Below are 25,095 nucleotides of genomic sequence, written 5' to 3' on the forward strand. Positions count from 1 at the left end.
TGAAATGTCGTATGATAAAAAACCACTCATAACAGTTTTTGGTGCCACCAGTAAACAAGGACGTAGCGTAACCAGAACCCTGCTGCAAAGTGGGCGCTATCGGGTGCGCGCCTTAACGCAAAACACGGACTCTCCTGCGGCGAAACAGCTGGCGGAACGGGGCGCTGAACTGAGGCAAATCACCCTTCAGACGGGCAATGATGCGCATCTGATCGGGGCGTTTGCCGAGTCAGACGGGGCGTTCCTGATGACACCAGGTTTCATCCCCGTATCGACGCAGATGCCAACGGGTGAAACGGCGCTGGGTTACAGGCTTGCAGATGCCGCCGTCAACGCCGGGGTAAAACACCTTGTCTTCAGCAGTCTGGAAAACGTCGAGAGAATAACGGCCGGAACTCTATGGGCTCCTCATTTCAGCGATAAGGGCCGAATTGAGGAGTACATCCGCACACTCCCCGTCAGCGCGTCGTTTATTCAACTGGCGTTCTTTTACACCAATCTGGCCGAATATTATCCGCCGCGTAAAGAAGGCGACGAGCTGATCTTCCCCCTCTATCTCCCGGAAGACGTTCGGGCGCCCTTTGTCGACCCGCTCACGGCGACCGGCCCTGCGGTGCTTGAGATGTTCGATAACCCCGAACACTACAACGGCATGACGTTACCCGTTGTCGGTGAGTGTCTTTCGCCGCGTGAGATGGTGGAAACCTTCACGGAGGTCACCGGCATAAAAGCCCGGTATCGCTCAGCCTACACGCGAGAAGCACTCCTTCACCACTTCCCCGATTTCGCAGACAACGCGGCACTGGTCAGTGAAATTACCGGCATGACGGAATATGCCGTGAACTACGGCTATTACGGAAAAGACCGGGATCTTACCTGGAGCAGAACCATAAACCCTGCCACCTTAACGTGGCGTGAATTTCTGATTACGTCTGGCTGGCAGGGGGAAAAACGAACGTTTGATTAACGCAAGCCACCGTCATTCCCGATGATGAAATGACGGTGGCCCATTCCTGGCTTACATCGCCTGGCGTAAATAGATATGCCCTTTCAGATACAGGGTGGCCTGACCGCCGATTAACACCCGGTCCCCCGCCAGCTCACAGCGTAAATCCCCGCCCCGTCGCGAGACCTGGCGCGCGTTCAGCACGGTTTTGCCCAGCTTTTCGCTCCAGTAGGGAATCAACATGCTGTGAGTGGACCCCGTGACCGGATCTTCCGGCACCCCTTCTCCCGGACAGAAGAAGCGGCTGACGAAGTCATATTCATCGCCCGGTGCCGTGACGCAGACCATCTTATCCAGCGGAATCATTGCTGAGATATCCGGCGTAAGGGCCTCTACCTGCTGCTGGTTCTCCAGCACCACCATGTAATCGCGCCCGACACGCACCTCTTTTGCCCGCTCAATGCCCAGCGCGCTCAACAGCAGCGCTGGCGGATTGTCGACGACCGCCGTCGGCCAGGCCGGGAAGTTGAGCGTCAGCCAGTCACCGCTGCGTTTTACCGTCAGCTCGCCGACGAAACGGGTGGTGAAGGTGATTTCCGTGTGTGGATAATCAAGGTATTCGAAAATGACATGCGATGCCGCCAGTGTGGCATGTCCACACAGGTTAATTTCGTCAAGGGTAGTGAACCAGCGCAGCTCGAATCCGCCGTCAGTGCGTACGAAAAAGGCCGTCTCAGACTGATTGTGCTGTTGCGCCATGTTGAGCAGCGTCTCGTCCGGCAGCCACTCTTCCAGGGGGCAAACCGCCGCTGCGTTGCCGCCAAACGCCCTGTCGCTGAAGGCATCGACCAAATAGAAATCAATTTCCTGCATTGTCTTTTCCTCTTTTGTTATGGTTATTTAGCGCAGAAAGACGGTGCCTTTCAGATAAAGCGAGGCCTGCCCGCTCATCAGCACGCGTGAACCTTTCAGTTCGCAGCGCAGATCACCGCCACGAGCCGACACCTGGCGGGCAAACATCGCTGTTTTACCCAGTTTTTCACTCCAGTAGGGAATAAGCATTGTATGCGCGGATCCGGTGACCGGATCTTCCCAGACGGCAACTCCCGGTGAGAAAAAGCGGCTCACAAAATCATAATCCCCCTCTCCCCGCGCCGTCACGCTGACCTTATGTTCGCCAGGCGTCATTGCCGAGATATTCGGCGCAAGCGCCTCAACCTGCTGGCGGTTTTCCAGAACCACCATCCAGGCTCGCCCCTTACGGGCCTCAACGTAATGGCCGATCCCCAGCGCCGCAAGCATCGCCGGCGGGGGCGTCTCTTCCTGCGTCGGGCATGCCGGGAAGTCCAGCGTCATCCAGTCCCCTTCCCGGCTAACCGTCAGCTGGCCAGAGGCGGTATCAAAGTGGATACGCGGGTCAGGATAGTTGAGTTCATTAAACAGGACGTACGCGGCTGCCAGTGTGGCATGTCCGCAAAGGTTGACTTCGGTAAGGGTGGTAAACCAGCGTAACTCAATTCCCGCTTTACTGCAGACGAAAAACGCGGTTTCCGACTGATTATGCTGCTGTGCCATTCTGAGCAGTGTCTCATCAGGCAACCATGCGTCTAACGGGCACACGGCCGCCGGGTTTCCACCAAAAGAGGCATTGCTGAACGCATCTACCAGATAAAAATCAATCTCCTGCATTGTCTTACCGCCTGTTTTTGTCGTGTTGTTCTTTTATATTCAATGAAAACCATGCCCCCGGCTACCGCTTTTACCAGGTGAATTTTGAGATCTGCATCACATAATGGTTGAGTTTTCGCCGGTTGACGTTTTAAGATCGTCTCCTCTTCTTTTCAGCAACGAATCTCCGACATCGCTATGACAACGAACACAGTTACCCGCAGAGTCGCGTGGCTACGCGTGGTCACGCTGGCAATTGCCGCGTTTATTTTTAATACCACAGAATTTGTTCCGGTTGGGCTGTTGTCTGACATCGCTGAAAGTTTCCAGATGGAAACCGCGCAGGTGGGCATTATGTTGACCATCTATGCCTGGGTGGTGGCACTGATGTCACTGCCGTTTATGCTGCTGACCAGCCAGATGGAACGGCGAAAGCTGCTGATCGGGTTGTTTGCCCTGTTTATCGTCAGCCACGTCCTGTCGTTTCTGGCGTGGAACTTTACGGTGCTGGTCATCAGCCGCGTCGGTATTGCCTTTGCCCATGCCGTATTCTGGTCGATCACCGCGTCACTGGCCATCCGCCTGGCACCTGCGGGAAAACGCGCGCAGGCGCTGAGCCTGATAGCCACCGGCACGGCACTGGCTATGGTCCTGGGCCTGCCGATTGGCCGTATCGTTGGGCAATACTTTGGCTGGCGAACCACGTTCTTCGCTATCGGCATGGGGGCAATGATCACCCTGGTCTGCCTGATTAAACTGCTGCCGAAGCTGCCAAGCGAACACTCCGGCTCGCTGAAAAGCCTGCCGCTGTTAATGCGTCGTCCGGCATTGCTGAGTATCTATCTGCTGACGGTCATTGTGGTCACGGCACATTACACCGCCTACAGCTATATTGAGCCGTTCGTTCAGGTCGTGGCCGGCTTTAGCGCCAACTTTGCCACCGTTCTGCTGTTGATCCTGGGGGGCGCGGGCATTATTGGCAGTATTCTGTTTGGTAAGCTCGGCAATCAGCACGCGTCGGCGCTGGTCAGCAGCGCCATTGGTTTACTGCTGGCGTGCCTGGTGTTACTCATGCCAGCGGCGGGCAGCGAGGGTCATCTGGCCGTCCTGAGCCTGTTCTGGGGAGTGGCGATCATGATTATCGGTCTGGGTATGCAGGTGAAGGTGCTGGCCCTCGCGCCGGACGCAACGGATGTGGCGATGTCACTGTTCTCGGGGATTTTCAATCTTGGTATTGGCGCGGGCGCGCTGCTGGGAAATCAGATTAGCCTTCACGTGTCGATGTCGGCGATTGGCTATCTGGGTGCCATTCCGGCACTGGTGGCGCTCATCTGGTCCCTGCTCATCTTCCGTAAATGGCCGGTCGCACTGGAAGAACAGGCCCATCACGGGTAGACCGCAGTCAACGTAAAACGGCAACCGAGGTTGCCGTTTTGCATTACCGGGCGGGTGATTAATGGTACGTCTTAATAATCTCCAGCACGCCGTTGATAATAAACTGCACGCCCATACACACCAGTAAGAAGCCCATCAGGCGGGAAATCGCCTCAATGCCGCCCTTGCCGACCCAGCGCATGATCGCGCCTGAACTGCGCAAGGATGCCCATACGATGATACCAATCAGTGCAAAAATCAGCGGGGGCGCAACCGTGATGACCCAGTCCGGAAAGGTCGAGCCATCCCGCACCGTTGACGCGGAGCTGATGATCATCGCAATCGTTCCTGGCCCCGCCGTACTGGGCATCGCCAGCGGGACAAAAGCAATATTCGCGCTGGGCTCGGTTTCCAGCTCTTCGGATTTGCTTTTGGCCTCAGGTGACTCATGCGCTTTCTGCGCAGGGAACAGCATACGGAACCCGATGAAGGCGACAATCAATCCGCCGGCAATACGCAGACCCGGGATGGAGATTCCGAAGGTGTTCATCACCAGCTGTCCGGCGTAGTAAGCCACCATCATGATGGCAAACACATAGACCGAGGCCATCATCGACTGATGGTTACGCTCGGCGCTGTTCATGTTCCCTGCCAGCCCCAAGAAGAGCGCAACCGTCGTTAGCGGGTTAGCCAACGGCAGCAGTACCACCAGCCCCAGACCAATTGCTTTAATCAAATCCAACATAGTGCGTCGTTGTCCTTATCCATGTTTATCACCGCAATTATAGGGTGAAAGTGTGACGTTCAGCCATTCGCTCAACGTAACGATTATTTACGGTCATTAACGATAACCATTCGTTATCTATTTGAATTGAAAGCATGCAAAAAAAGTTCATGAAACGTTTTAGCAATTCGTGGCATCCGCTGATCCATTCAGTTGACTTATACTTGCCTGAGCAATAATATCTGCCGTGACTAAACTACTTGCCAGGGCAACCATTGTGAAAAGCACCAGTGATCTCTTTAACGACATTATTCCGCTGGGTCGTCTTATTCATATGGTTAACCAGAAAAAAGATCGCCTGCTCAATGACTATCTGTCACCGCTGGATATCACCGCCACGCAGTTCAAAGTGCTGTGCTCCATTCGCTGCGAAGTGTGTATCACGCCGGTTGAGCTGAAAAAGGTGCTCTCTGTCGATCTGGGTGCGCTAACCCGCATGCTCGATCGTCTCGTTTGCAAAGGATGGATAGAACGAAGCCCTAACCCGAATGACAAACGCGGCGTCCTGGTGAAACTCACCAGCGATGGCGCGGCGATGTGCGAGCAATGTCATCAACTAGTAGGACAAACACTGCATCAGGAACTAACAAAAAACTTAACGGCAGATGAAGTGGCAACGCTTGAGCTTTTGCTTAAGAAAATACTGCCGTAAACAGAAAAAGAGGTATGACGATGTCCAGACGCAATACTGACGCTATTACTATTCATAGCATTTTGGACTGGATCGAAGATAACCTGGAATCGCCGCTCTCCCTTGAAAAAGTGTCAGAGCGTTCAGGTTACTCCAAATGGCACCTGCAACGGATGTTCAAAAAAGAGACTGGCCATTCATTAGGTCAATATATTCGCAGCCGCAAGCTGACGGAAATTGCCCAGAAGCTGAAAGAAAGCAATGAGCCGATCCTTTATCTGGCGGAACGTTACGGTTTTGAATCACAGCAAACCCTGACGCGTACGTTTAAGAACTACTTCGACGTGCCGCCTCACAAATACCGTATTACCAGCGTGCCGGGTGAATCCCGATACCTGTATCCACTAAAACATTGTAGTTAATCATCGCCTGTAAAGACGTAACCGAGGAAATCATGAAAGTTACAGCCTCCGCCGCCCTCGCCTTGCTGGTGCTGTTTTCCAGCCAGACCTTCGCGGAGCAAACCCCTCGTGCAACGCAGCAAAATAATCGTGACACGATGATTTTGCCGTCAGCACATGACCAGTCACCTTATGACTTCAACCACATGGGTGCTGGTAGTGACAAATCCGACGAGTTAGGCGTGCCTTATTATAATCAGCACAGCTTCTGATTCGTTTTTGCCCCGCGGATGCGGGGCTTTTTTTATGCCTATCCTCTTGCCCGCGTTACCCGACGCACGCGCAAACCAAACACGTTGATGTACAGCCCGGCCATGATCAGCACGGCCCCCAGCAGCTGCAGCGCACTCAGCTTTTCATCGAGCATCAGCGCGGCACTGGCCAACCCTACCACCGGAACCAGCAGGGATAACGGCGCCACGCGCCAGGTTTCGTAGCGACCCAGCAGCGATCCCCAGATCCCGTAGCCAATAATGGTGGCCACAAACGCCAGGTAGATCAGCGATAAAATGGTGGTGAGATCGATTTCCACCAGGCTTTTCAGCATCACGTCCGGCCCATCAAAAATGAGCGCCGCAACCATAAACGGAACAATGGGGATCAGTGCGCTCCAGACCACCAGCGACATCACCTTCGGGCGCGCCTCATGCTGCATAATCAGCTTGTTGAAGATATTCCCGCAGGCCCAGCTCAGCCCCGCTGCCAGCGTTAACATAAAGCCCAGTAACGCCACGTGCTGCCCGTTCAGGCTGGCTTCTATCAGCACCAGCACGCCGAACACCGCAAGAGTGATCCCCGCCAGCTGTTTACCCTGCAGACGCTCGCCAAAGACAAACGCCCCGAGAATGATGGTAAAGAACGCCTGAGCCTGTAACACCAGAGAAGCCAGACCGGCGGGCATCCCGAACTTAATGGCGCAGAACAGAAACGCGAACTGGCCAAAGCTGATGGTCAGGCCGTATCCCAGTAAGAGTCTGAACGGAATTTTCGGGCGCGCGACAAAGAAGAGCGCCGGGAAAGCCACCAGCAGAAAACGCAAACCGGCCAGCATGAGTGGGGGCATGTTATGCAACCCAAGCTTGATGACCACAAAATTCAGACCCCATACGATGACCACCAGCAACGCCAGCAGCCCTTCTTTTCGCGTCATACTCTGCCCCTGAATGATTAAATTTTTGTAAACACTTCAAGGTAACGAAAAAAACATGCCACGAGAAGATCATTATTTCTGGCAGTCAACTGAAGCACTTACGGATAAATTAGGTGCTATACAAGCCCCTTATGTCGTGATACTCCTGATATATACCTAAAATAATACACGTTGCAGGATGGCGGCGAGCGAGCGCGGCCAGAATCTCTGCGGCTCAAAATACCAAACGCAATTGTCAGGCAGGAATATGAAACCATCACTCAGGCGCTCAACCGCAGCGCTGCTGGCGTCGTCGTTATTATTAACCATTGGTCGTGGGGCAACGCTGCCGTTTATGACCATCTATCTCACGCGTGTATTTAATATGAGCGTTGAGAATATTGGTTATGCCCTGACGATTGCGCTTACCGTCGGTGTGGTATTCAGTATGGGGTTTGGCATCCTCGCCGATAAGTTTGATAAAAAGCGCTACATGCTGATGTCTATCGTCGCCTTTATTGCCGGGTTTGTTGCTATCCCGCTGGTGGATAACGTCACGCTGGTGGTGCTCTTCTTTTCCCTGATTAACTGCGCCTATTCGGTGTTTTCAACGGTGCTGAAGGCCTGGTTTGCCGATGTGCTAACCTCGAGCCAAAAAGCGCGCGTTTTCTCGCTAAACTATAGCTTCCTGAACATTGGCTGGACGATCGGGCCGCCGGTGGGCACCTTACTGGTGATGTACAGCCTGCAGCTGCCGTTCTGGCTGGCCGCTTTTTGTGCCGCACTGCCGCTCGGTTTTATCCATTTCTTCGTGCAAAAAAGCGTTGCGCTCGATGCCACCGAAGAGAAAATGCCGTGGCAACCGTCAGTACTGCTTAAAGACCGCGCCCTCTTCTGGTACACCCTTTCCGGCCTGCTGGCGTCGTATGTGGGCGGGTCATTCGCCAGCTGTATTTCGCAGTACGTGCTGGCTGCGAATGCCGACAGCAACTTTGCGCAAAACGTGGTCGCCGTGGTGCTGCCGGTGAATGCTGCGGTGGTCGTCACCCTGCAATACGTTATCGGTCGCAAGATCTCCGCCACCAATATACGTCCGCTGATGACGGCGGGAACACTCTTCTTCGTCCTGGGTCTGGGCGGTTTTATGCTCTCCGGGGAAAACCTGGTCTACTGGGGCATTGCGGCAGCAGTGTTTACGCTGGGTGAGATTATCTATGCACCGGGCGAATATATGCTGATCGACAATATTGCCCCGCCGGGTATGAAAGCGAGTTACTTCTCTGCCCAGGCGCTGGGCTGGCTTGGGGCGGCGGCAAACCCGATGATCACCGGTATTATCCTTACCAATCTGCCGCACTGGTCACTGTTTGCGATCATGATGGTTGCCATCGTGATTGCCTGGCTGATGATTTTGCGCGGGATGAGCGTGAAGGCGTGGTGCGAAATGCCGAAAGTGGCTTAAGTCCTCAACGCCGGGCGGCATGACGCCCACCCGGCATCGGGCAGGCCATTAATGGTGCAGCATCTCGTCTACCACCTGCTGTTTGTACATCTCGTTCGGGTAATACGTCGGCCAGTTATCCATCTCTTTTAGCAGCGCCTCGTGGGAGGTGTTGCCCATAAAGATATGGAAATGGGAAGAGGCTTTTGGGGCGATGGTATGGTCGCTGAACTGGACAAACTTCGGCGCCTTGCTGTCCGGATCTTTACACTCGAACAGATAGCGAACCCCTTTCTTACCTGATGCATAAGTCAGGATCTTATAGCCGCTGTAATCATACTGGCAGCGACTGATAGCCTTACCTTTGTGGAATTCCATCACGTTGTTTTCGATGCCGATAGCCTCAACGTCCGTCGCATACCCTGTGCGGTAGTAAGCTTTCACCTCGTCGAAGGATTTTTTATCCTTCTGCGCTTTCTGTTTAAAAACCGGATCCAGCGCGCCATCGAGCAAAAACGGATAGACGGATTGCCATGTCCCATCCCAGTCAGACAGCTTTCTGTCTTTGACGTCTTTATCCTCAAAGACGCCGTTCGCCGCCTTCTGTTCCGCTTCCGTCATCTGATGTCCATGCGAATGGGCAAACAGCTGACCGCTTACCAGCAGCAGCCCCAGAGTCATTGCAAATTTGCCAATATGTGCAGCCAAAACAAACTCCTCACTCCGTTTTATGAGAATGAGGATGTTATAATATAACACTTCAAATCGCAACCAGTCCGCGAACGCCCTCTTGTTCCATTGTATCGCCCCGTCCACGCTGAATGATGGTCCCGCGCGACATCAGCAGATAGCTGTCGGCAAGTTCAGCGGCGAAATCGTAAAACTGCTCTACGAGCAGGATTGCCATATCCCCTCTGTCCGCCAGTTGGCGGATCACCAGGCCTATCTCTTTGATTACCGACGGCTGAATACCTTCCGTGGGTTCATCGAGGATTAACAGCTGTGGCCGGCTCGCCAGGGCGCGACCAATCGCCAGCTGTTGCTGCTGACCGCCGGAGAGATCGCCTCCACGACGATGCTTCATCTCTTTAAGCACCGGGAACAACTGCCAGATATCTTCCGGGACGCGCTTTGCGTCGCGGGCGGGGAAGCGTGACAGCCCGAGCAACAGATTCTCCTCGACCGTTAAGCGTGGAAAAATCTCACGCCCCTGCGGAACATAGGCCACACCCGACTGCACGCGCTGGTGCGGTTTGCTGTGGGTGATTTTTTTTCCCTGCCAGATAATGTCGCCTGTTTTTACCGGGATCAGGCCCATCAGACACTTCAGCAGCGTGGTTTTCCCCACCCCGTTGCGCCCCAGCAGACAGGTCACTTCACCGGTCGCCGCTTCAAAACTGACCCCGCGCAGAATATGACTGCCGCCGTAATACTGATTCAGTTCGTTCACCTGTAACATGACGGCTCCTTAGCGTCCCAGATAGACTTCTATGACCTGCTCATTCGCCTGTACCTGGCGAAGTGACCCTTCCGCCAGCACGCGTCCCTGGTGCAGCACCGTCACGTGATCGGCAATGGTTTCGACAAAGCCCATATCGTGCTCGACCACCATCAGGGAGTGTTTGCCCGCAAGGGTTCTGAACAGCTCAGCCGTATAGTCGGTCTCCGCGTCGGTCATTCCGGCCGCCGGTTCATCCAGCAACAGCAGATGCGGGTCCTGCACCAGCAGCATGCCAATCTCCAGAAACTGCTTTTGCCCGTGCGAAAGCAGCCCGGCGCGGCGATCGCGCTCACCGCCAAGCCGCAGCAAGAGCAGCATCTCGTCAATACGGTCCCGCTGCTCGCCGTTGAGTCTGGCCCGCAGGCTCGCCCAGACGGATTTATCGGTTTTCATCGCAATCTCAAGGTTTTCCCACACCGTGAGCGCTTCAAAGACCGTGGGCTTCTGGAACTTACGTCCGATGCCCTGGCGGGCAATCTCGGCGGGTTCAAGCGCCGTCAGGTCGATGGACTGATCGTACAGCGCTCTGCCGCTTTTAGGCCGCGTTTTGCCGGTAATCACGTCCATTAATGTCGTTTTTCCCGCACCGTTGGGGCCAATCACGCAGCGCAATTCACCCACGCCAATGTTCAGTGAGAGGTCCGTCAGCGCCTGAAAACCATCGAAATTCACGTTGATGGCTTCAAGTTGCAGTACCGGATCGGTCTGGTCGCGATAGCGATCCCCGGGTAACTGGCGGGTAAATAATTCTTCGGCTGGCTGCATTAGTGTTCTCCCTTACGAAACAGACCGTAGACACCGCGCGGTAAAAACAGCGTCACGGCGATGAAAATCAGCCCCAGAAACAGCTGCCAGTATTCCGGCAGGGCAACGGTAAAGACGCTCTTCGCACCGTTCACCAGCGCCGCGCCTATCACCGGGCCGACCAGCGTGCCGCGCCCCCCCAGCGCGACCCAGATGGCCGCTTCAATCGAGTTGGTTGGCGACATTTCACCCGGGTTGATAATGCCCACCTGCGGCACATACAGTGCGCCGGCCAGACCGCAGAGTACGGCTGAAAGTGTCCACACCAGCAGCTTGAAACCGCGGGGATCGTACCCGCAAAACGTCAGGCGGTTTTCGGCATCACGCACCGCGGTCAGAATGCGACCGAACTTACTTTTCGCCAGCGCGAAGCCTGTGCCCAGCGCTATCAGCAACAGCATCACGGTAGCCAGAAACAGCGCGATACGGGTGGTGGTCGCGGTAATGGAAAACCCAAGCAGCGTGGTAAAACCGGTAAAACCGTTATTCCCGCCAAAGCCGGTTTCATTGCGAAAGAACAGCAACATCCCCGCGTACGTCAGCGCCTGGGTCATGATCGAAAAATAGACCCCTTTGATTTTTGAGCGAAAGGCAAACCAGCCAAACACCAGCGCCAGCAGCCCCGGTACCATCACAATTAATACCAGTGCCCAGACAAAGTGCTGCGTCCCCCACCAGAACCATGGCAGTTCGCTCCAGGAGAGAAACGACATAAACGCGGGCAGCCCGTCACCCGCCGCCTGGCGCATCAGGTACATGCCCATCGCATAGCCGCCCAGCGCGAAGAAGATACCGTGGCCCAGGGAGAGCATTCCGGCATAGCCCCACACCAGATCGAGCGCCACGGCGACAATGGCATAGCAGAGGATCTTACCCGTGAGCGTGAGCATCCAGGTCGAAATCGCCAGCGGATGCGTCGCGGGCAGTAAGGCGAAAAACGGTAAAATCAGCAGGCAGGCCACGATCAGGCTACCGGCTATCTGCGTCGTGCGTGGCGCTTTGCGCGCCAGCGTTAAGGTAAGCGGCTGGCTCATCAGTCAGTAACCCTCCCTTTCAGTGCGAATAACCCCTGCGGACGTTTCTGAATAAACAGAATAATAGCCACCAGGATCAGGATTTTGCCCAATACTGCCCCCATTTGCGGTTCGAGAATTTTATTAAAGATCCCCAGCCCAAACGCCGCGGCCACGCTACCTGCCAGTTGACCCACCCCGCCAAGCACCACCACGAGGAACGAGTCGATGATGTAACCCTGGCCCAGTTCTGGCCCAACGTTGCCTAACTGCGATAACGCCACGCCCCCCAGACCCGCAATCCCCGAGCCAAGCCCAAAGGCCAGCATATCGACGCGACCTGTCGGTACCCCGCAGCAGGCCGCCATGCTGCGATTTTGCGTCACTGCGCGCACGTTCAGACCAAGACGGGTTTTGTTCAGAATGAGCCACGTGAAGAACAGCACCAGCAGCACAAAACCCAGTACCACAATGCGGTTCCACGGCAGCGTCAGATTGGCAAACACCTGCACGCCACCGGACAGCCATGTCGGGTTTGCCACCTCCAGGTTCTGGGCGCCAAACGTCATGCGTACCAGCTGAATAATCATCAGGCTAATACCCCATGTCGCCAGCAGCGTTTCCAGCGGTCGGCCATACAAATGACGAATAACGGTACGCTCAAGCACCATCCCGATGCTGGCGGTTACAATAAACGCCACCGGCAGCGCAACGATCGGGTAGAGCGCCAGCCACTGTGGGGCGAGCCCGGCCATCACCTGCTGAACCATCCAGGTGGCATACGCGCCCAGCATCAGCATCTCCCCGTGGGCCATGTTAATCACCCCCAGCAGGCCGTAGGTAATTGCCAGCCCCAGCGCGGCGAGCAACAGTACCGACCCCAGCGAGAGTCCCATAAACGCCTGACCAAGCAGATCGCCCCACATCAGGCGATGCTCAATCAGTTTCAGACTTTCGGCAGCGGCGGCACGCACGCCAGCATCCGGCTCCGTTGCTGCCTGCGTATACGGCGTCAGCCGGGACTGAACGTCCGGATCGTCTGATTGCCCTAACAGCGCCACAGCGTTCAGGCGCACCGCAGCCTGCGGACTTGCCAGCTGGATGTTCGCCAGCGCCAGCATCAGCGACTGACGGGCCACATCATCCGTTTCGCTGCTCACCCGTTTTTGCAGGAAATCAAGCATTTCAGGCTGTGCATCCCGCTGGAGTTGACGGGCTGCCGCACGCCTTTCCGTGACACTGTCACTCACGAGCTGATGGGTTGCCATTGCCGTCGCCACCAGATTGCGCAGCCGGTTGGTCAGACGCACGGCTTTGGTTTGGCCTGCTGCGGCTTTTGTTTCACCCAAGGGAACCATTGCCCCCTGGCGTTGTGCAAACGCATGTTTCTGGCTGTCGGTGTAGAGACTTTCACTCTGCAGCGCCTGGAGCAGCGGCAACCGTGCCGCCTCCGGCGCGGTTGCCCACTGTGTCAACAGTTCTGCCTGCTGGCTGCGACTGGCGGCCACGAATTGGTCGGCATCCGATGCCTGCACCATCCCTGGCAGCAGTCCGGTAAGCCACACAATAGCGATGATCGTGCGTATGGCGTTCATGACTTTTCTCCCTGCGGTGATAACTTAGTTGCTGGCGGTTTTCATCGGCTGATCGGGCTTTTTGTCATTACCGGCAATGAAGGGACTCCACGGCTGGGCGCGCACCGGCTGTTCCGTCTGCCAGACCACATTAAACTGGCCGTTACCTTCAATTTCGCCAATCATGACCGGCTTATGCAGATGGTGGTTGGTGGCATCCATGGTGAGCGTAAAGCCCGAAGGTGCCTTGAAGGACTGACCGGCCATTGCCGCCCGAACTTTATCGACGTCGGTGGTACCTGCTTTTTCAACCGCCTGCGCCCACATGTGGATCCCGACGTAGGTGGCTTCCATCGGGTCGTTGGTGACCACGGTGTCGGCGTTCGGCAATTTGTGTGCCCTGGCATACGCTTTGTAATCCGCCACAAACGCCTGGTTGGTCGGGTTATCAACGGACTCAAAGTAGTTCCACGCCGCCAGGTTGCCCACCAGCGGTTTGGTGTCGATCCCGCGCAGCTCCTCTTCTCCCACGGAGAAGGCTACAACCGGAACATCGGTAGCTTTCAGGCCCTGGTTAGCCAGCTCTTTATAGAACGGAACGTTGGAGTCGCCGTTGATGGTGGAAACCACCGCGGTTTTCCCTCCGGCAGAGAATTTTTTGATACTGGAAACGATTGTCTGGTAATCGCTGTGACCAAACGGGGTGTATACCTCTTCAATGTCTTTGTCTTCCACCCCTTTCGAATGCAGGAAAGCACGCAAGATTTTGTTCGTGGTGCGGGGATAAACGTAGTCGGTGCCTAACAGGAAGAAGCGTTTCGCGCTGCCTCCGTCTTCACTCATCAGGTACTCCACCGCCGGGATAGCCTGCTGGTTTGGCGCGGCACCGGTATAGAAGACGTTAGGTGACATCTCTTCACCCTCATACTGCACCGGGTAGAACAGCAGTCCGTTCAGCTCCTCAAACACCGGCAGCACCGATTTACGCGACACCGACGTCCAGCAACCAAACACCACCGCTACTTTGTCCTGGCTCAACAGCTGGCGCGCTTTTTCGGCAAACAGCGGCCAGTTCGAGGCCGGGTCAACCACTACCGGTTCCAGCTTCTTACCCAGCACGCCCCCTTTGGCGTTGATCTCATCGATGGTCATCAGCGCAACGTCTTTAAGCGGCGTTTCAGAAATCGCCATCGTGCCGGAAAGGGAATGCATGATCCCCACCTTGATGGTATCGGCCGCCTGAGCGCCAAAACTCATCCCCATAGCTACGACAGACGCGGACAATGCGAAGGCTTTTAATAAGGTACGACGGTGCATATTTTCACTCCTGAAAAAGAAAGCTGTGCAAAGGCGTCCGTTACGGCGTGGACGCAGAAAATAAAAACGTCAGCTTAGAGAGAGCAAAAAGGATGCCAGGATGGATAAAGCGCTATGACAGGAGAGGTAATGAAGGATGTAAAAAGAACGACTCAGAATGGTACAGCGCTGCACTTTTATAATGCAGCGCTGTGGCGGAGGGTTTACCAGACTTCGCTGGCGATCTGCGTCACCAAGCGGACTTTGTCCCACTGCTGGGTTTCACTCAGGCTGTTGCCCTCTTCGGTAGAGGCAAATCCGCACTGCGGGCTCAGGCAAATCTGCTCTTTAGCCACGTATTTCGCCGCCTCCTCCAGACGCGCCTTCACCCCTTCCGGGTTCTCCAGCTCGCCATTTTTGGTGGTGATAAGGCCGAGCACCACCTGCTGCTTGCCCGGGCGAACAAAACGCAGTGGCGCAAAATCACCGCTCCGGTCATTGTCGTACTCAAGGAAAAAGGCATCCACGTTGACCGTCCCGAACAGCACTTCAGCCACCGGCTCATAGCCCCCTTCGGAAATCCAGGTTGAACGGAAGTTTCCGCGACAGACATGCAGCCCGATGGTGAGATCGTCCGGCTTGCCCTCCAGTGCCTTATTCAGAACGCGGGCATATATACGCGCCAGCTCGTCGGCATCGTCACCACGCTCGCGGATCTGACGACGTTGATCGTCCGAACAGAGATAGGCCCAGACAGTGTCATCCAGCTGCAGATAACGGCAGCCCGCGTCGTAAAACGCCCGAATCGCGTCCCGCCAGGTGGTCGCCAGATCGTCAAAATAGTCCTTCAGATCCGGGTAGACCGTCGCATCAATGTCTTTGCGTCCACCGCGGAAATGCAGCACGCTCGGGCTGGGAATGGTCATCTTCGGCTGAGCATTGCCGCTAATGCTTTTCAGGTAGCGGAAATCCTCCAGCATCGGGTGATCGCCAAAGCCCAGTTTGCCGGTCACGCGCACGCCGTGGGCTTTGGTCTGTACACCGTTGAACTGAATACCCTGCTGAGAATCGTAACGCTCAACACCCTGCAGACCGTCGAAGAAATCAAAGTGCCACCAGGCACGACGAAATTCACCGTCGGTCACCACATGCAAGCCACAGGCGCACTGCTGCTCGACAACATGGCGGATCGCCTCATCCTCAACCGCACGAAGCTGCCCGGCATCAATTTCGCCGCTGGCGAATTTCAGGCGAGCCTGTTTGATGGCATCCGGACGTAAAAAGCTGCCAACTACATCGGCGCGGTATGGGGCATGGTGTCGTTGCATGGAAATCTCCTCTATCTGCCGACAATAATTGCCTGCAGTGATAATTCATTATTTGAATCTTTAGACTTCTGGATGTCTAAATGTCCAAAAAAGATGTCATACCTGCCGCCAGCCGGCAAACGAGAAAATTTCACGGGTGTTGAAAAAAATTCATCTTCACAGTGCGGACAGCGATTCCTGGCTCGCAAACTCAAACTTTTCATCTTCCCAGCCGGTGATCCCACCGAGCATAATTTTCACCGGCAGCCCCAGACGCGCCAGCTTCAGCGCGGCTCTGTCCGCACCGTTGCAGTGAGGCCCGGCGCAATAGACCACAAACAGCGTGCCGTCAGGCCACTGGGCCATGCCTTCGGGGGTGATCTGACGCCACGGCATATGTAGCGCACCGGGAACGTGACGGCGGGCGAACTGCTGCGGGCTCCCGACGACGTGCAGCAGGACGAAATCCTGTTCATGATTCGTGATGGCATGATGCACATCGGCGCAATCGGTCTCGACGCTCAGGCGGCGCAGAAAATGGGTAACGGCTTCCTGGGGTTCAGCAGCCGGAAATTCAGTAACATAACTCATGATCCTTCCTCATCTTTGGCGTTTGTGTTAACACTACTCTATCCACAAATTCAGCCCGTGAATGCGCTCGCTTATGCCAGAAAACAGCAAAAAGATGACAAACTTAAGACAGATTTCCCGCCCTCAGGTCATTGTGCTGGCGTATGACGGTTTGTGTACCTTTGAGTTTGGCGTGGCAGTGGAAATCTTTGGTCTGCCGCGTCCGGAACTGGGAGACGAATGGTATCGTTTTGCCGTGGCGGGCGTAGACAGCGGTGAACTTCGGGCGACCGGGGGGATTCGCCTCATCACCGACGGCGATTTAACCCTGCTTGAGACGGCCGACCTGATCGTTGTGCCCGGCTGGCGAGGACTGGATTCACCGGTTCCGCCCGCGCTCTGCGCGGCATTACGTAAGGCCAATGCGCGGGGATGCCAGCTTTTGTCGATCTGTTCTGGCGTGTTTGTTCTTGCCGCTGCCGGGCTGCTGGATGGGCGTAAAGCCACAACGCACTGGCGCTATATTGAGGCGCTTAAGGCCCGGTACCCGGCCATCGAGGTGGTTGAAGATGTACTTTATCAGGACGACGGCGACATTCTCACCTCGGCGGGCAGCGCGGCAGGTATCGATTTATGCCTGCACGTAGTCCGGCGGGATTATGGGATGGAAATCGCCAACACCGTAGCGCGTCGTCTGGTCATTCCCCCGCACCGGGATGGCTCACAGCCGCAGCAGCTAAGCCGCCCGGTGGCGCAACTGCGCGAAAGTCAGCGTCTCGGTCAGCTGTTTGATTTTCTGCACACCCATCTTGCCGTATCGCACAGCGTTGATTCACTGGCGCGTCGGGTCGGCATGAGTCAACGCACCTTTCTGCGCCGCTTTCAGGATGCGACCGGCACCACGCCCGCGCGCTGGCTGCTCAATGAGCGCCTGCTGAGGGCAAAAGATTATCTGGAAAGCAGTCGTTTAAGTATCGACAGCATCGCGGAGCAGACCGGATTCGGTCAGGCATCGACCCTGCGTCACCATTTTCGGCAGCAGTTCGCCCTTTCACCGGCCCAGTATCGCAAACACTATTCGCGTCCTGCCCGCTAGTGGCCGGATTGCAGACAAAAAAAACCGCCATAATATGGCGGTAAATGCTTGCATGGATAGATTTGTATTTTGGTCTCTACGTCCCGACACTCCATGGCCGGGCAGCGGATCTCTTACAAACTAACATCCATAGTCTCAATGAAAGGTAAACAGCCTGATTAACCCGCTTTGGTATTGATTTGCAAATAACGCATCAGACCCTGCTCCGCGCTCTGTTTTGCATCATCATTGATGGCTTCCAGATAAAACGAACGCGACACACCATACGGTGCTTTTTCAGACGGATAAACCGCGAACTCGAATGTTTTACCTCTTGCCTGATTGGTGCAGCCTAATTGCCAGCGCTGGTCATCAATTCTGGTGCTATTACAGGCCACGCGTCCGTAATCGCTGGTTAAATATGACCCAACACGCGCTTTCGCGGACTGAATATATTCTGGTTCGTCATTACTAATAGAGTAAATACCTGCACCCGCCCCAACAGCAACCACCAGCAGCGCAAGCGCTATCATTTTTTTCATTTAACAAGACCCATTCCTTAGCCAGAGTTTAACCATTATATAGGATTTATCCTTAAAGCTAGTGGCTAATTACGTACCAGAATTGGCGGTTAACAAACTTGATGCTAATTTTAGGAAAAGTCTCATCACGGCTGTCGCCGCACAGAATTTGACACTCTCTTTGCGCTAATTTGAATTTTTGAATAATTTCCCGAAGAAATTATTGGCATGATAGTCCCGCGATGGCATTCAACGGTGAAATAATGATGAGAAAAGGGTTAACGCTGATATTGCTGGTGTGTGGATTATTTTCAGGTCAGCTCATGGCAGGACATAAAGGCCATGAATATGTGTGGGTAAAGAATGTGGAACATCAGCTCCGCCATGAAGCGGATAGCGATGAATTACGCAGCGTTGCCGAAGAGTCAGCGGAAGGTTTGCGCGAACACCACCTGTGGCAGAAATCGCGCAAACCAGACACGCACTTTCGGTAATTAATTACCCTTACGCTTCGGCAGGGTTTTCATTAAATCGTCCGGGCTCACGGAGGCCACAACGCTACCCGGTGACGGCATTTTGAAAATATGATTTTTCATCTTGCCAATCACATGCATTTCGCACGGACGGCAGTCAAATTTCAGGGTCAGCACTTCGTCGCCATTCACCAGCTGCATCGGTGTGGCCTTCCAGCTTTTAATATTCCCTTTCGCCTGTTTCGGGCAGAGGTTGAAGGCGAAGCGCAGACAGTGCTTGGTGATCATCACCGGCACATCGCCCTTCTCTTCATGCGCTTCATAGGCTGCGTCAATCAGCTGTACGCCGTGACGGTGATAGAATTCACGCGCTTTGTGGTTATAGACGTTCGCCAGGAAGGACAAGTGCGTGTCAGGGTAAACCGGCGCAGGAACGGTTTCGGCCTTGCGGCTGCCGCGTGGATAGTTAGCCAGGCGGGCGGCATCCAGCATTTCTGCCGTCTCGCGGCGGAACTGGTTCAGCAGGCTGTTCGGAACAAACAGGGCATCCGGCAGGTTAACGTCGATATGACGCGCGTAGTAAAGGGTCTGCCCCAGCTTCGCCACGCCATCCTTCAGGTTGTTAAGGGCTTTTTCCGCGTTGTTTGCCACCTCGAACAGACCATCAAGCGTGTGCGTTACGCTGATACCGTCTTCACAGGTCATGGTCAGGATCAGCTGCTCTTCCCAGCCGCCCAGTTCAATGTCCACCGCGATACGGCGTTCGCTCGAGGTTTTCAGTAGCGCCTGCTGCCAGTTGTGGTCAAGATTACGGTTCAGTGCCGCGTTAGGGCGCGCTTTGTAGAGATCCGCAGGCATCTCGTTTGGCCATACGCGATAGCGATTTTCACCGGTTTTTTCCACCGTATTCGCACGGAAGCCCACCACTTCACGCTTGATCATCACGTTCAGGCCATCGCCGTTGGCCAGCGGCTCGGTCACTTCCACGTCGAGGTGATCTTTTGCCACTTTCAGCACTTCACCCACCGGTAAACCGATAAACTTCGGTGAATCAAACGCACCGATATCCCCTTTACGGGCATTCACAAAGTAGTCAGTGCTGCCGCGGTGGAAAGTTTTGTCCGTTGACGGAATAAAGAAATGCTCGGTACGACCGGCCGACGCACGCGCCAGGTCACCGCGATCTTCAATGATGGCATCCAGCATCTGACGATAGTGAGCGGTGATGTTCTTCACGTAGCTCATGTCTTTATAACGCCCTTCAATCTTGAAGGAGCGCACGCCGGCGTCAATCAGCGCACCCAGGTTGGCGGTCTGATCGTTATCTTTCATCGAGAGCAGGTGTTTTTCGAACGCCACAACGCGGCCCTGATCGTCTTTCAGGGTATACGGCAGACGACAGGCCTGAGAGCAGTCGCCGCGGTTGGCGCTGCGCCCCGTCTGGGCGTGGGAAATATTGCACTGACCAGAATAGGCGACGCACAGCGCGCCGTGGATAAAGAATTCAATGGTTGCGTCGGTCGCCTGGTGAATATCGCGGATCTGGTTCAGGTTCAGCTCACGCGCCAGCACGATCTGGGAAAAACCCACGTCAGAAAGAAACTTCGCCTTCTCTACCGTGCGGATATCGCACTGGGTACTGGCGTGCAGTTCAATGGGGGGAATATCCAGCTCCAGCACGCCCATATCCTGCACAATCAGGGCATCGACGCCGGTCTGGTAGAGATCGGTAATTAAACGTTGCGCAGGCTCCAGCTCATCATCATGCAGAATGGTGTTCAGGGTCACGAACACTTTCGCCCCAAAGCGATGGGCGAACGGCACCAGTTCAGCAATATCGCTCAGGCTGTTGCTGGCGTTATGGCGGGCACCAAAGCCAGGTCCACCAATGTAGACGGCATCAGCACCATGAAGGATCGCTTCACGGGCGATGGTGGCGTCGCGGGCCGGGCTTAAAAGTTCGAGATGATGGGATTGCAGGCGCATACTTCGTCGTTATCCGTTATGGTCAAAATGGCGGCTATTGTAGTCAGAAGTATGCGGCAGCGAAACAGTTTTGCGTCGCTTCAGCGGGGATAATGGATCAGGGAGTGAAAATGCACCGGCCGGTCGCTGCTGTTGCGGTAGGCGTGCGGTTTATCCCCGGCAAAACGCACCCCCGAATCGGCAGTAATGGTCTGCCACTCGCCATCGATGTTCATCTCCAGTTCGCCGCTGATCACCACCACGTGTTCAATCACGCCAGCCTCGTGGGGCGTGGATTCGCTCAGGGCGCCGGCAGCGAGGGTTATCGAAAAGTGGTCAAACTTTAGCGTCTCATCCCACGGGAATAACGGTTTCACCACCATCGCCTGCTGTTCCGGGTCGAATACCGCCTGCCTGTCAGCTGCCGGCGTGATGAAGGCAGAAAAAGGGATGTTCAGCCCCGTGGCGATTTTCCACAACGTGGATACCGTCGGGCTGGATTCATTGCGCTCGATTTGCCCGAGCATGGCCTTTGAAACGCCGGTCTCTTCCGCCAGTCTGGCGAGGCTCCAGCCACGCGCCTGACGCTCGGTTTTCAGTGTGTAAGCAAGATGTTGTGTGATGTCCATGTTCCCTCCTGATGCGACCGATCATACCACTTGTACGCTATAACGCACAGTGTTACCTTAAAGTGGACGTTATAACGCACAACGGAGTTTTTATGCGCCCTTCATCCTCACTCTTTCCTGCCGTTCTCGCCGGTTTTGTCGCCGTTCTGGTTGGATATGCCAGTTCCGCCGCCATTATCTGGCAAGCCGCTGCTGCCGCAGGCGCAAACGCGCAGCAGATCGCCGGCTGGATGACGGCCCTGGGGATAGGTATGGGGGTCAGCACGCTGGCGCTTTCCTGGTGGTATAAAGCCCCGGTGCTTACCGCCTGGTCTACACCAGGCGCGGCGCTATTAGCCACCAGTCTGCATGGGGTAACGCTTGCCGAGACCATCGGGATTTTCATCTTTGCCAACGCGCTCATTCTGCTGTGCGGCGTAACCGGGTTGTTTGCTCGCCTGATGAAGCTTATCCCGCATTCCCTTGCCGCCGCTATGCTCGCCGGGGTGCTGCTCAGGTTTGGACTGCAGGCGTTCAGCAATCTTGAGGGGCATTTTTTACTGTGCGGCAGCATGCTGGCGGCATGGCTGTTCGCCAAAGCGCTGGCACCCCGCTACGCCATTGTCGCCACGTTGCTGGTGGGCAGTATGGTGGCCTGGGCGGGAGGTGACGTTGTCACAAAAGAGTTAACCCTTTCCGTGGTGATGCCCACGTTTATCGCGCCGACCTTTACGTTAACCAGTCTGATAAGCATTGGCGTGCCCTTCTTCCTGGTCACCATGGCGTCCCAGAATGCGCCGGGCTTCGCCACGATGCACGCTTCCGGCTATCCTCTGGCCGTATCACCGCTGATGATCGTCACCGGAGGGCTGGCACTGGTGTTATCCCCGCTCGGCGTCTTTTCCATCTGTATCGCCGCGATCACCGCTGCGATTTGCCAGAGCCCGGATGCGCACCCGGATGCCAGCAAACGCTGGCTTGCCGCCGTGGCCGCAGGCGGGTTTTATCTGCTGGCGGGCATTTTTGGCGGATCCATTTCCGGGCTGATGGCCTCCCTTCCCCTGAGCTGGATCCAGATGCTCGCCGGCCTGGCGCTGCTGGGCACCATCAGCGGGAGCTTGTATCAGGCATTGAACAACGAAACGGAGCGCGACGCGGCAATTGTCACCTTTCTGATGACCGCCAGCGGCGTCACGATCCTGGGTATTGGCTCTGCGTTCTGGGGGCTGGTGCTGGGCGGCGTATGTTATACGGTCTTTTCACACCTTCGCCGCGCGTAGCTGCGAGGGCGTTATGCCCATCATGCTGCGAAAGCGGTTACTGAAATGGCTGGCGGAGTTAAACCCGCAGGCCAGCGCGATATCCGTGAGTGGTGTGGTTGTGTGCTGCACCAGCGCTTTGGCTTTCTCCATTCGACGCTGCATCACGTACTGATGTGGCGCCAGCCCCATGGACTGACGGAACATTCTGGCGAAATGATACTCGCTCAGCGCGGCCTGTTCGGCCAGTTCCGCCAGCGTCAGCGGCTGGGAAAGGTTCTCTTCGATAAACGCCAGCACGTTACGCAGCACAAACGGTGACAACCCGCCGGTCACCACCGGCAGCTTCCACTGCACGCTGGAGTAATTCTGTAACAGGTGGGTCATCAACAGCGTAGACGCGGTACTCAGGGTGAGCTGGTTAGCTTTTTGCTGCCAGTCGCAGCCGAGCAAAAACTGACGGTAAAGCGCGGTAATTTTCGGGTCGCTGCCGAAGATCTTTTCATCCAGCGTCAGGGACAGCGGGCGCTTGTCCCAGATTTTTTCCCCGACATCACGCAGATGCTCATCGGTGCAGTAGAGATGGACAAACGACAGATCATCGCGAATATCCCACGTCGATTCACTCTCTTTTGGCATCAGACAGAAACGGTCCGGGCCGCCGCCGTTTTTCCAGCCGCCCGGCGTTTTTTGATAGCTCTCATAACCGTCCGCCACGTACAGGCTGAGGGTATGGTGATTACTTTTCACGGTTATCGTGTCGTGCTTGTTGTACCAGGCTGCCAGTTGAATACCGGAATTCAGCGCAACGGTTTCACGCAGCACGGCGTTCTGCTGGCGTAGCGTTTCAAAGGTATCGTAAGCGCGAGACATAGCTATTAACGGGTGAGTAATCAGACTCTCAGTCTATGAAGTGTTGCGCCACGATGCCAGATCTGCAGCCACAAAAAAGCGCAAGAATATGCAAGTCCACCGCAAATCGGTGAAAGCAATGTCATGCCACTCGCGCCAGACTGCACTTTTCAGTATGTGGGAAGAGAGCAACAATGAACGCATTACTCTATGGACTGGTGGTGGTGATATGGGGAACAACCTGGATTGCCATTTTCCTGCAACAGGGGCCAGTCGCAGCCCCGGTGTCAATTTTCTGGCGCTTTGCCGTGGCCTGCGCCACGATCATGATCGTCTTAATTGCCCTGCGTCGGCTTCGTAAGCTGGCCTTGCGGGATCATCTCTTTTGCATGCTGCAGGGATGCTGCGTTTTTTGCTTCAACTTCTGGTGTTTTTACACCGCCGCCGCGCACATCAATACCGGGCTGGAGTCGGTGATTTTCTCGATGGCCGTACTGTATAACGCCATCAACAGCTTTATTTTCTTCGGTCAGCGCCCACCCGCACGCTTCTGGACGGCGGCGGCCCTGGGGCTTATCGGGATCATCACCCTCTTCTGGGACGACCTGCTGGCGAGTGGCTGGAGTGCCTCCCTGCTGACGGGGATTGGTCTTTCAGCACTGGGGACCTACGGGTTCTCGCTGGGCAATATGATCAGCATGCGCCACCAGCGAAAAGGGCTGGAGACCATGACCACCAACGCCTGGGCGATGTTTTACGGTACGGTCATTATGGGCTGCATTGCCCTGTTCCGGGGTGACAGTTTTATCCCCGAATGGACGGTGAGTTACATTGGCGCGCTGCTTTATCTCGCCATTTTTGGTTCGGTCATCGCTTTTGGTGCCTACTTCACGCTGGTGGGACGCATTGGCCCGGGCAAAGCGGCATACAGTACGCTGCTCTTCCCGCTGGTGGCGCTGTCCATCTCCACGGTCTATGAAGGTTACGTGTGGCATCTCAACGGCATCATTGGATTACTGCTGATTCTGGGCGGGAATATGGTGATGTTTACGAAACCGGAAACCTGGTTCAGACGTTTGCGTATGGCATAAAAAAAAGGCCTGCATTGCTGCAGGCCGTTTTGATTATTTCGCGGTTTTCTTAACATCAAACATGGTGGCATCCGTCGCCATGTCATCCACAACCTGTTTTAACGTTGCGAAGCCCATTGGCGTGTTTTCGTTCGCCAGCTCTTTACCTTCGCCTTTACGCACGACCTTCATGACCGGCTTATTCGTCGCCGAATCAATCAGCTCGCCTTCGAAGAAGAGATGGGTATCCATGGTGCGGTGCCCCGTTGCCATCTGCGTACCTGCAACCACTAACGCGACGGGCACTACTTCATAGAACTGCAGACCTTCTTTCTGCGAACTCACACCGGTAATCGCACCGCGGAAGATCAGGCTGTGTTTACCTGGTGTCGTAACAACAGGTTTACGCTGGCTGATTGCCGCTTTCATTTTGGTGTTGGTATAAGCCAGAAGCTCATCAAGCGTTTTTTGACCAATTTGGGTCGTTGGTTTTGGCGCTGGATAATAGGTGATTGGCGTCCATAAAATACTGTCGTAATTTGCCTCGTTATACGACGGGTCGACCCAACGCAGCGTCGGTTTACCCGTTGCGGACGTTGTTTGCTGCAATCCAGAATAATCTTTTAAAAAGCCTGAATATTGTTCGGGGGCGGCGACTTTAGACGAACAGCCCGCTAACGCCAACAGACCAGAAAGCACTGCAACTTTAAAAAAAGTGTGAGTACGCATGATGGTATTCCATGTTATCTGCAAGTATGCATTTGAAGTTATAG

27 protein-coding genes are annotated in these 25,095 nt (G+C 55.2%); 10 read left to right on the forward strand and 17 right to left on the reverse strand.

Annotated elements, in window-relative coordinates:
- The first annotated feature begins 4 nt into the window (after positions 1-4).
- On the forward strand, positions 5-967 hold the full coding sequence (locus F8561_RS11970; protein ID WP_020884154.1) for an NmrA/HSCARG family protein: 963 nt from the start codon (positions 5-7) through the stop codon (positions 965-967).
- A gap of 51 nt (positions 968-1,018) precedes the next feature.
- Here the strand turns inward: F8561_RS11970 and F8561_RS11975 are convergent, their stop codons facing one another.
- Positions 1,019-1,819, reverse strand: a complete 801-nt coding sequence (locus F8561_RS11975) for a PhzF family phenazine biosynthesis protein (RefSeq protein ID WP_032681016.1) — start codon at positions 1,817-1,819, stop codon at positions 1,019-1,021.
- Between the two features lie 27 nt (positions 1,820-1,846).
- Positions 1,847-2,635 carry a PhzF family phenazine biosynthesis protein gene (locus F8561_RS11980; RefSeq protein WP_059306736.1) on the reverse strand — a complete coding sequence of 263 codons (789 nt, stop codon included), beginning with the start codon at positions 2,633-2,635 and terminating at the stop codon, positions 1,847-1,849.
- A gap of 177 nt (positions 2,636-2,812) precedes the next feature.
- Between F8561_RS11980 and F8561_RS11985 the strand changes: the two genes are divergently transcribed.
- On the forward strand, positions 2,813-4,009 hold the full coding sequence (locus F8561_RS11985; protein ID WP_020884157.1) for a sugar transporter: 1,197 nt from the start codon (positions 2,813-2,815) through the stop codon (positions 4,007-4,009).
- A 58-nt stretch (positions 4,010-4,067) separates the two neighbouring features.
- Here the strand turns inward: F8561_RS11985 and F8561_RS11990 are convergent, their stop codons facing one another.
- The gene (locus F8561_RS11990) at positions 4,068-4,733 is read right to left on the reverse strand and encodes a MarC family NAAT transporter (RefSeq protein WP_014170045.1); all 666 of its coding nucleotides are present in this window, start codon (positions 4,731-4,733) and stop codon (positions 4,068-4,070) included.
- Between the two features lie 256 nt (positions 4,734-4,989).
- On the opposite strand from F8561_RS11990, the gene marR reads away from it, so the two are divergent.
- From marR to marB, 3 genes are read left to right on the forward strand one after another with little or no spacing between them, the layout of a single operon-like run.
- On the forward strand, positions 4,990-5,424 hold the full coding sequence (marR, locus tag F8561_RS11995; protein ID WP_020884159.1) for a multiple antibiotic resistance transcriptional regulator MarR: 435 nt from the start codon (positions 4,990-4,992) through the stop codon (positions 5,422-5,424).
- Positions 5,425-5,444: 20 nt separating this feature from the next.
- The gene (gene marA, locus F8561_RS12000) at positions 5,445-5,825 is read left to right on the forward strand and encodes an MDR efflux pump AcrAB transcriptional activator MarA (RefSeq protein ID WP_008502237.1); all 381 of its coding nucleotides are present in this window, start codon (positions 5,445-5,447) and stop codon (positions 5,823-5,825) included.
- Positions 5,826-5,857: 32 nt separating this feature from the next.
- Positions 5,858-6,076: a multiple antibiotic resistance protein MarB gene (gene marB, locus F8561_RS12005; RefSeq protein ID WP_014170042.1), complete on the forward strand. Its 219-nt coding sequence runs from the start codon at positions 5,858-5,860 to the stop codon at positions 6,074-6,076.
- A gap of 38 nt (positions 6,077-6,114) precedes the next feature.
- Here marB and eamA read toward each other — a convergent pair whose 3' ends face one another.
- Positions 6,115-7,014, reverse strand: a complete 900-nt coding sequence (eamA, locus tag F8561_RS12010; RefSeq protein WP_151887497.1) for an O-acetylserine/cysteine exporter — start codon at positions 7,012-7,014, stop codon at positions 6,115-6,117.
- Between the two features lie 247 nt (positions 7,015-7,261).
- Here eamA and ydeE point away from each other — a divergent pair, with 247 nt between their 5' ends.
- Entirely contained in the window at positions 7,262-8,455 is a 1,194-nt protein-coding gene (gene ydeE / locus F8561_RS12015) for an efflux MFS transporter YdeE (RefSeq protein ID WP_151887498.1), read from the forward strand.
- Positions 8,456-8,503: 48 nt separating this feature from the next.
- On the opposite strand, the gene zinT is transcribed toward ydeE, so the two are convergent.
- The 8 genes from zinT to F8561_RS12055 form a co-directional block, all read right to left on the reverse strand.
- Complete coding sequence (gene zinT, locus F8561_RS12020) at positions 8,504-9,142, reverse strand: metal-binding protein ZinT (protein WP_151887499.1); 639 nt, start codon at positions 9,140-9,142, stop codon at positions 8,504-8,506.
- Positions 9,143-9,194: 52 nt separating this feature from the next.
- Entirely contained in the window at positions 9,195-9,893 is a 699-nt protein-coding gene (gene urtE / locus F8561_RS12025; RefSeq protein ID WP_151887500.1) for an urea ABC transporter ATP-binding subunit UrtE, read from the reverse strand.
- Positions 9,894-9,902: 9 nt separating this feature from the next.
- Positions 9,903-10,700: an urea ABC transporter ATP-binding protein UrtD gene (urtD, locus tag F8561_RS12030; protein WP_151887501.1), complete on the reverse strand. Its 798-nt coding sequence runs from the start codon at positions 10,698-10,700 to the stop codon at positions 9,903-9,905.
- On the reverse strand, positions 10,700-11,773 hold the full coding sequence (gene urtC / locus F8561_RS12035; protein ID WP_044858652.1) for an urea ABC transporter permease subunit UrtC: 1,074 nt from the start codon (positions 11,771-11,773) through the stop codon (positions 10,700-10,702). Before urtC ends, urtD begins: the two co-directional genes overlap by 1 nt.
- Complete coding sequence (gene urtB, locus F8561_RS12040) at positions 11,773-13,347, reverse strand: urea ABC transporter permease subunit UrtB (protein ID WP_151887502.1); 1,575 nt, start codon at positions 13,345-13,347, stop codon at positions 11,773-11,775. Before urtB ends, urtC begins: the two co-directional genes overlap by 1 nt.
- Positions 13,348-13,371: 24 nt before the next feature.
- On the reverse strand, positions 13,372-14,643 hold the full coding sequence (gene urtA, locus F8561_RS12045; RefSeq protein WP_020884166.1) for an urea ABC transporter substrate-binding protein: 1,272 nt from the start codon (positions 14,641-14,643) through the stop codon (positions 13,372-13,374).
- Between the two features lie 203 nt (positions 14,644-14,846).
- Positions 14,847-15,950, reverse strand: a complete 1,104-nt coding sequence (locus F8561_RS12050; RefSeq protein ID WP_047356507.1) for a cobalamin-independent methionine synthase II family protein — start codon at positions 15,948-15,950, stop codon at positions 14,847-14,849.
- 156 nt (positions 15,951-16,106) lie between these two features.
- Entirely contained in the window at positions 16,107-16,520 is a 414-nt protein-coding gene (locus F8561_RS12055; RefSeq protein ID WP_151887503.1) for a rhodanese-like domain-containing protein, read from the reverse strand.
- Positions 16,521-16,593: 73 nt separating this feature from the next.
- Between F8561_RS12055 and ftrA the strand changes: the two genes are divergently transcribed.
- Positions 16,594-17,595 (forward strand): transcriptional regulator FtrA, encoded by a 1,002-nt coding sequence (gene ftrA, locus F8561_RS12060; RefSeq protein ID WP_032670382.1) that lies wholly within the window; start codon positions 16,594-16,596, stop codon positions 17,593-17,595.
- A gap of 158 nt (positions 17,596-17,753) precedes the next feature.
- Here ftrA and F8561_RS12065 read toward each other — a convergent pair whose 3' ends face one another.
- Positions 17,754-18,116, reverse strand: a complete 363-nt coding sequence (locus F8561_RS12065; protein WP_014170029.1) for a hypothetical protein — start codon at positions 18,114-18,116, stop codon at positions 17,754-17,756.
- 242 nt (positions 18,117-18,358) lie between these two features.
- On the opposite strand from F8561_RS12065, the gene F8561_RS12070 reads away from it, so the two are divergent.
- Positions 18,359-18,589 carry a DUF2554 family protein gene (locus tag F8561_RS12070; RefSeq protein ID WP_025204219.1) on the forward strand — a complete coding sequence of 77 codons (231 nt, stop codon included), beginning with the start codon at positions 18,359-18,361 and terminating at the stop codon, positions 18,587-18,589.
- Here the strand turns inward: F8561_RS12070 and F8561_RS12075 are convergent, their stop codons facing one another.
- Together F8561_RS12075 and F8561_RS12080 are read right to left on the reverse strand one after the other, a co-directional pair.
- Complete coding sequence (locus F8561_RS12075) at positions 18,590-20,554, reverse strand: peptidase U32 family protein (protein WP_047744637.1); 1,965 nt, start codon at positions 20,552-20,554, stop codon at positions 18,590-18,592. It lies immediately after the preceding gene.
- 80 nt (positions 20,555-20,634) lie between these two features.
- Positions 20,635-21,162 (reverse strand): helix-turn-helix domain-containing protein, encoded by a 528-nt coding sequence (locus tag F8561_RS12080; protein ID WP_014170026.1) that lies wholly within the window; start codon positions 21,160-21,162, stop codon positions 20,635-20,637.
- 92 nt (positions 21,163-21,254) lie between these two features.
- Here F8561_RS12080 and F8561_RS12085 point away from each other — a divergent pair, with 92 nt between their 5' ends.
- Positions 21,255-22,421 carry a benzoate/H(+) symporter BenE family transporter gene (locus F8561_RS12085; RefSeq protein ID WP_151887504.1) on the forward strand — a complete coding sequence of 389 codons (1,167 nt, stop codon included), beginning with the start codon at positions 21,255-21,257 and terminating at the stop codon, positions 22,419-22,421.
- On the opposite strand, the gene F8561_RS12090 is transcribed toward F8561_RS12085, so the two are convergent.
- On the reverse strand, positions 22,401-23,273 hold the full coding sequence (locus tag F8561_RS12090) for a helix-turn-helix domain-containing protein (protein ID WP_025204220.1): 873 nt from the start codon (positions 23,271-23,273) through the stop codon (positions 22,401-22,403). The genes F8561_RS12085 and F8561_RS12090 overlap by 21 nt on opposite strands.
- Positions 23,274-23,446: 173 nt before the next feature.
- Here F8561_RS12090 and F8561_RS12095 point away from each other — a divergent pair, with 173 nt between their 5' ends.
- A complete protein-coding gene (locus F8561_RS12095; RefSeq protein ID WP_014170023.1) occupies positions 23,447-24,343 on the forward strand; it encodes a DMT family transporter in 897 nt (298 codons plus the stop codon).
- Positions 24,344-24,376: 33 nt separating this feature from the next.
- On the opposite strand, the gene F8561_RS12100 is transcribed toward F8561_RS12095, so the two are convergent.
- Positions 24,377-25,051, reverse strand: a complete 675-nt coding sequence (locus F8561_RS12100; protein WP_020884175.1) for a DUF3313 domain-containing protein — start codon at positions 25,049-25,051, stop codon at positions 24,377-24,379.
- Positions 25,052-25,095: the final 44 nt, after the last annotated feature.

Origin of the sequence: Enterobacter sp. 198, assembly GCF_009025585.1 — a bacterium.
Classification (GTDB): Bacteria; Pseudomonadota; Gammaproteobacteria; order Enterobacterales; family Enterobacteriaceae; genus Enterobacter; species Enterobacter ludwigii.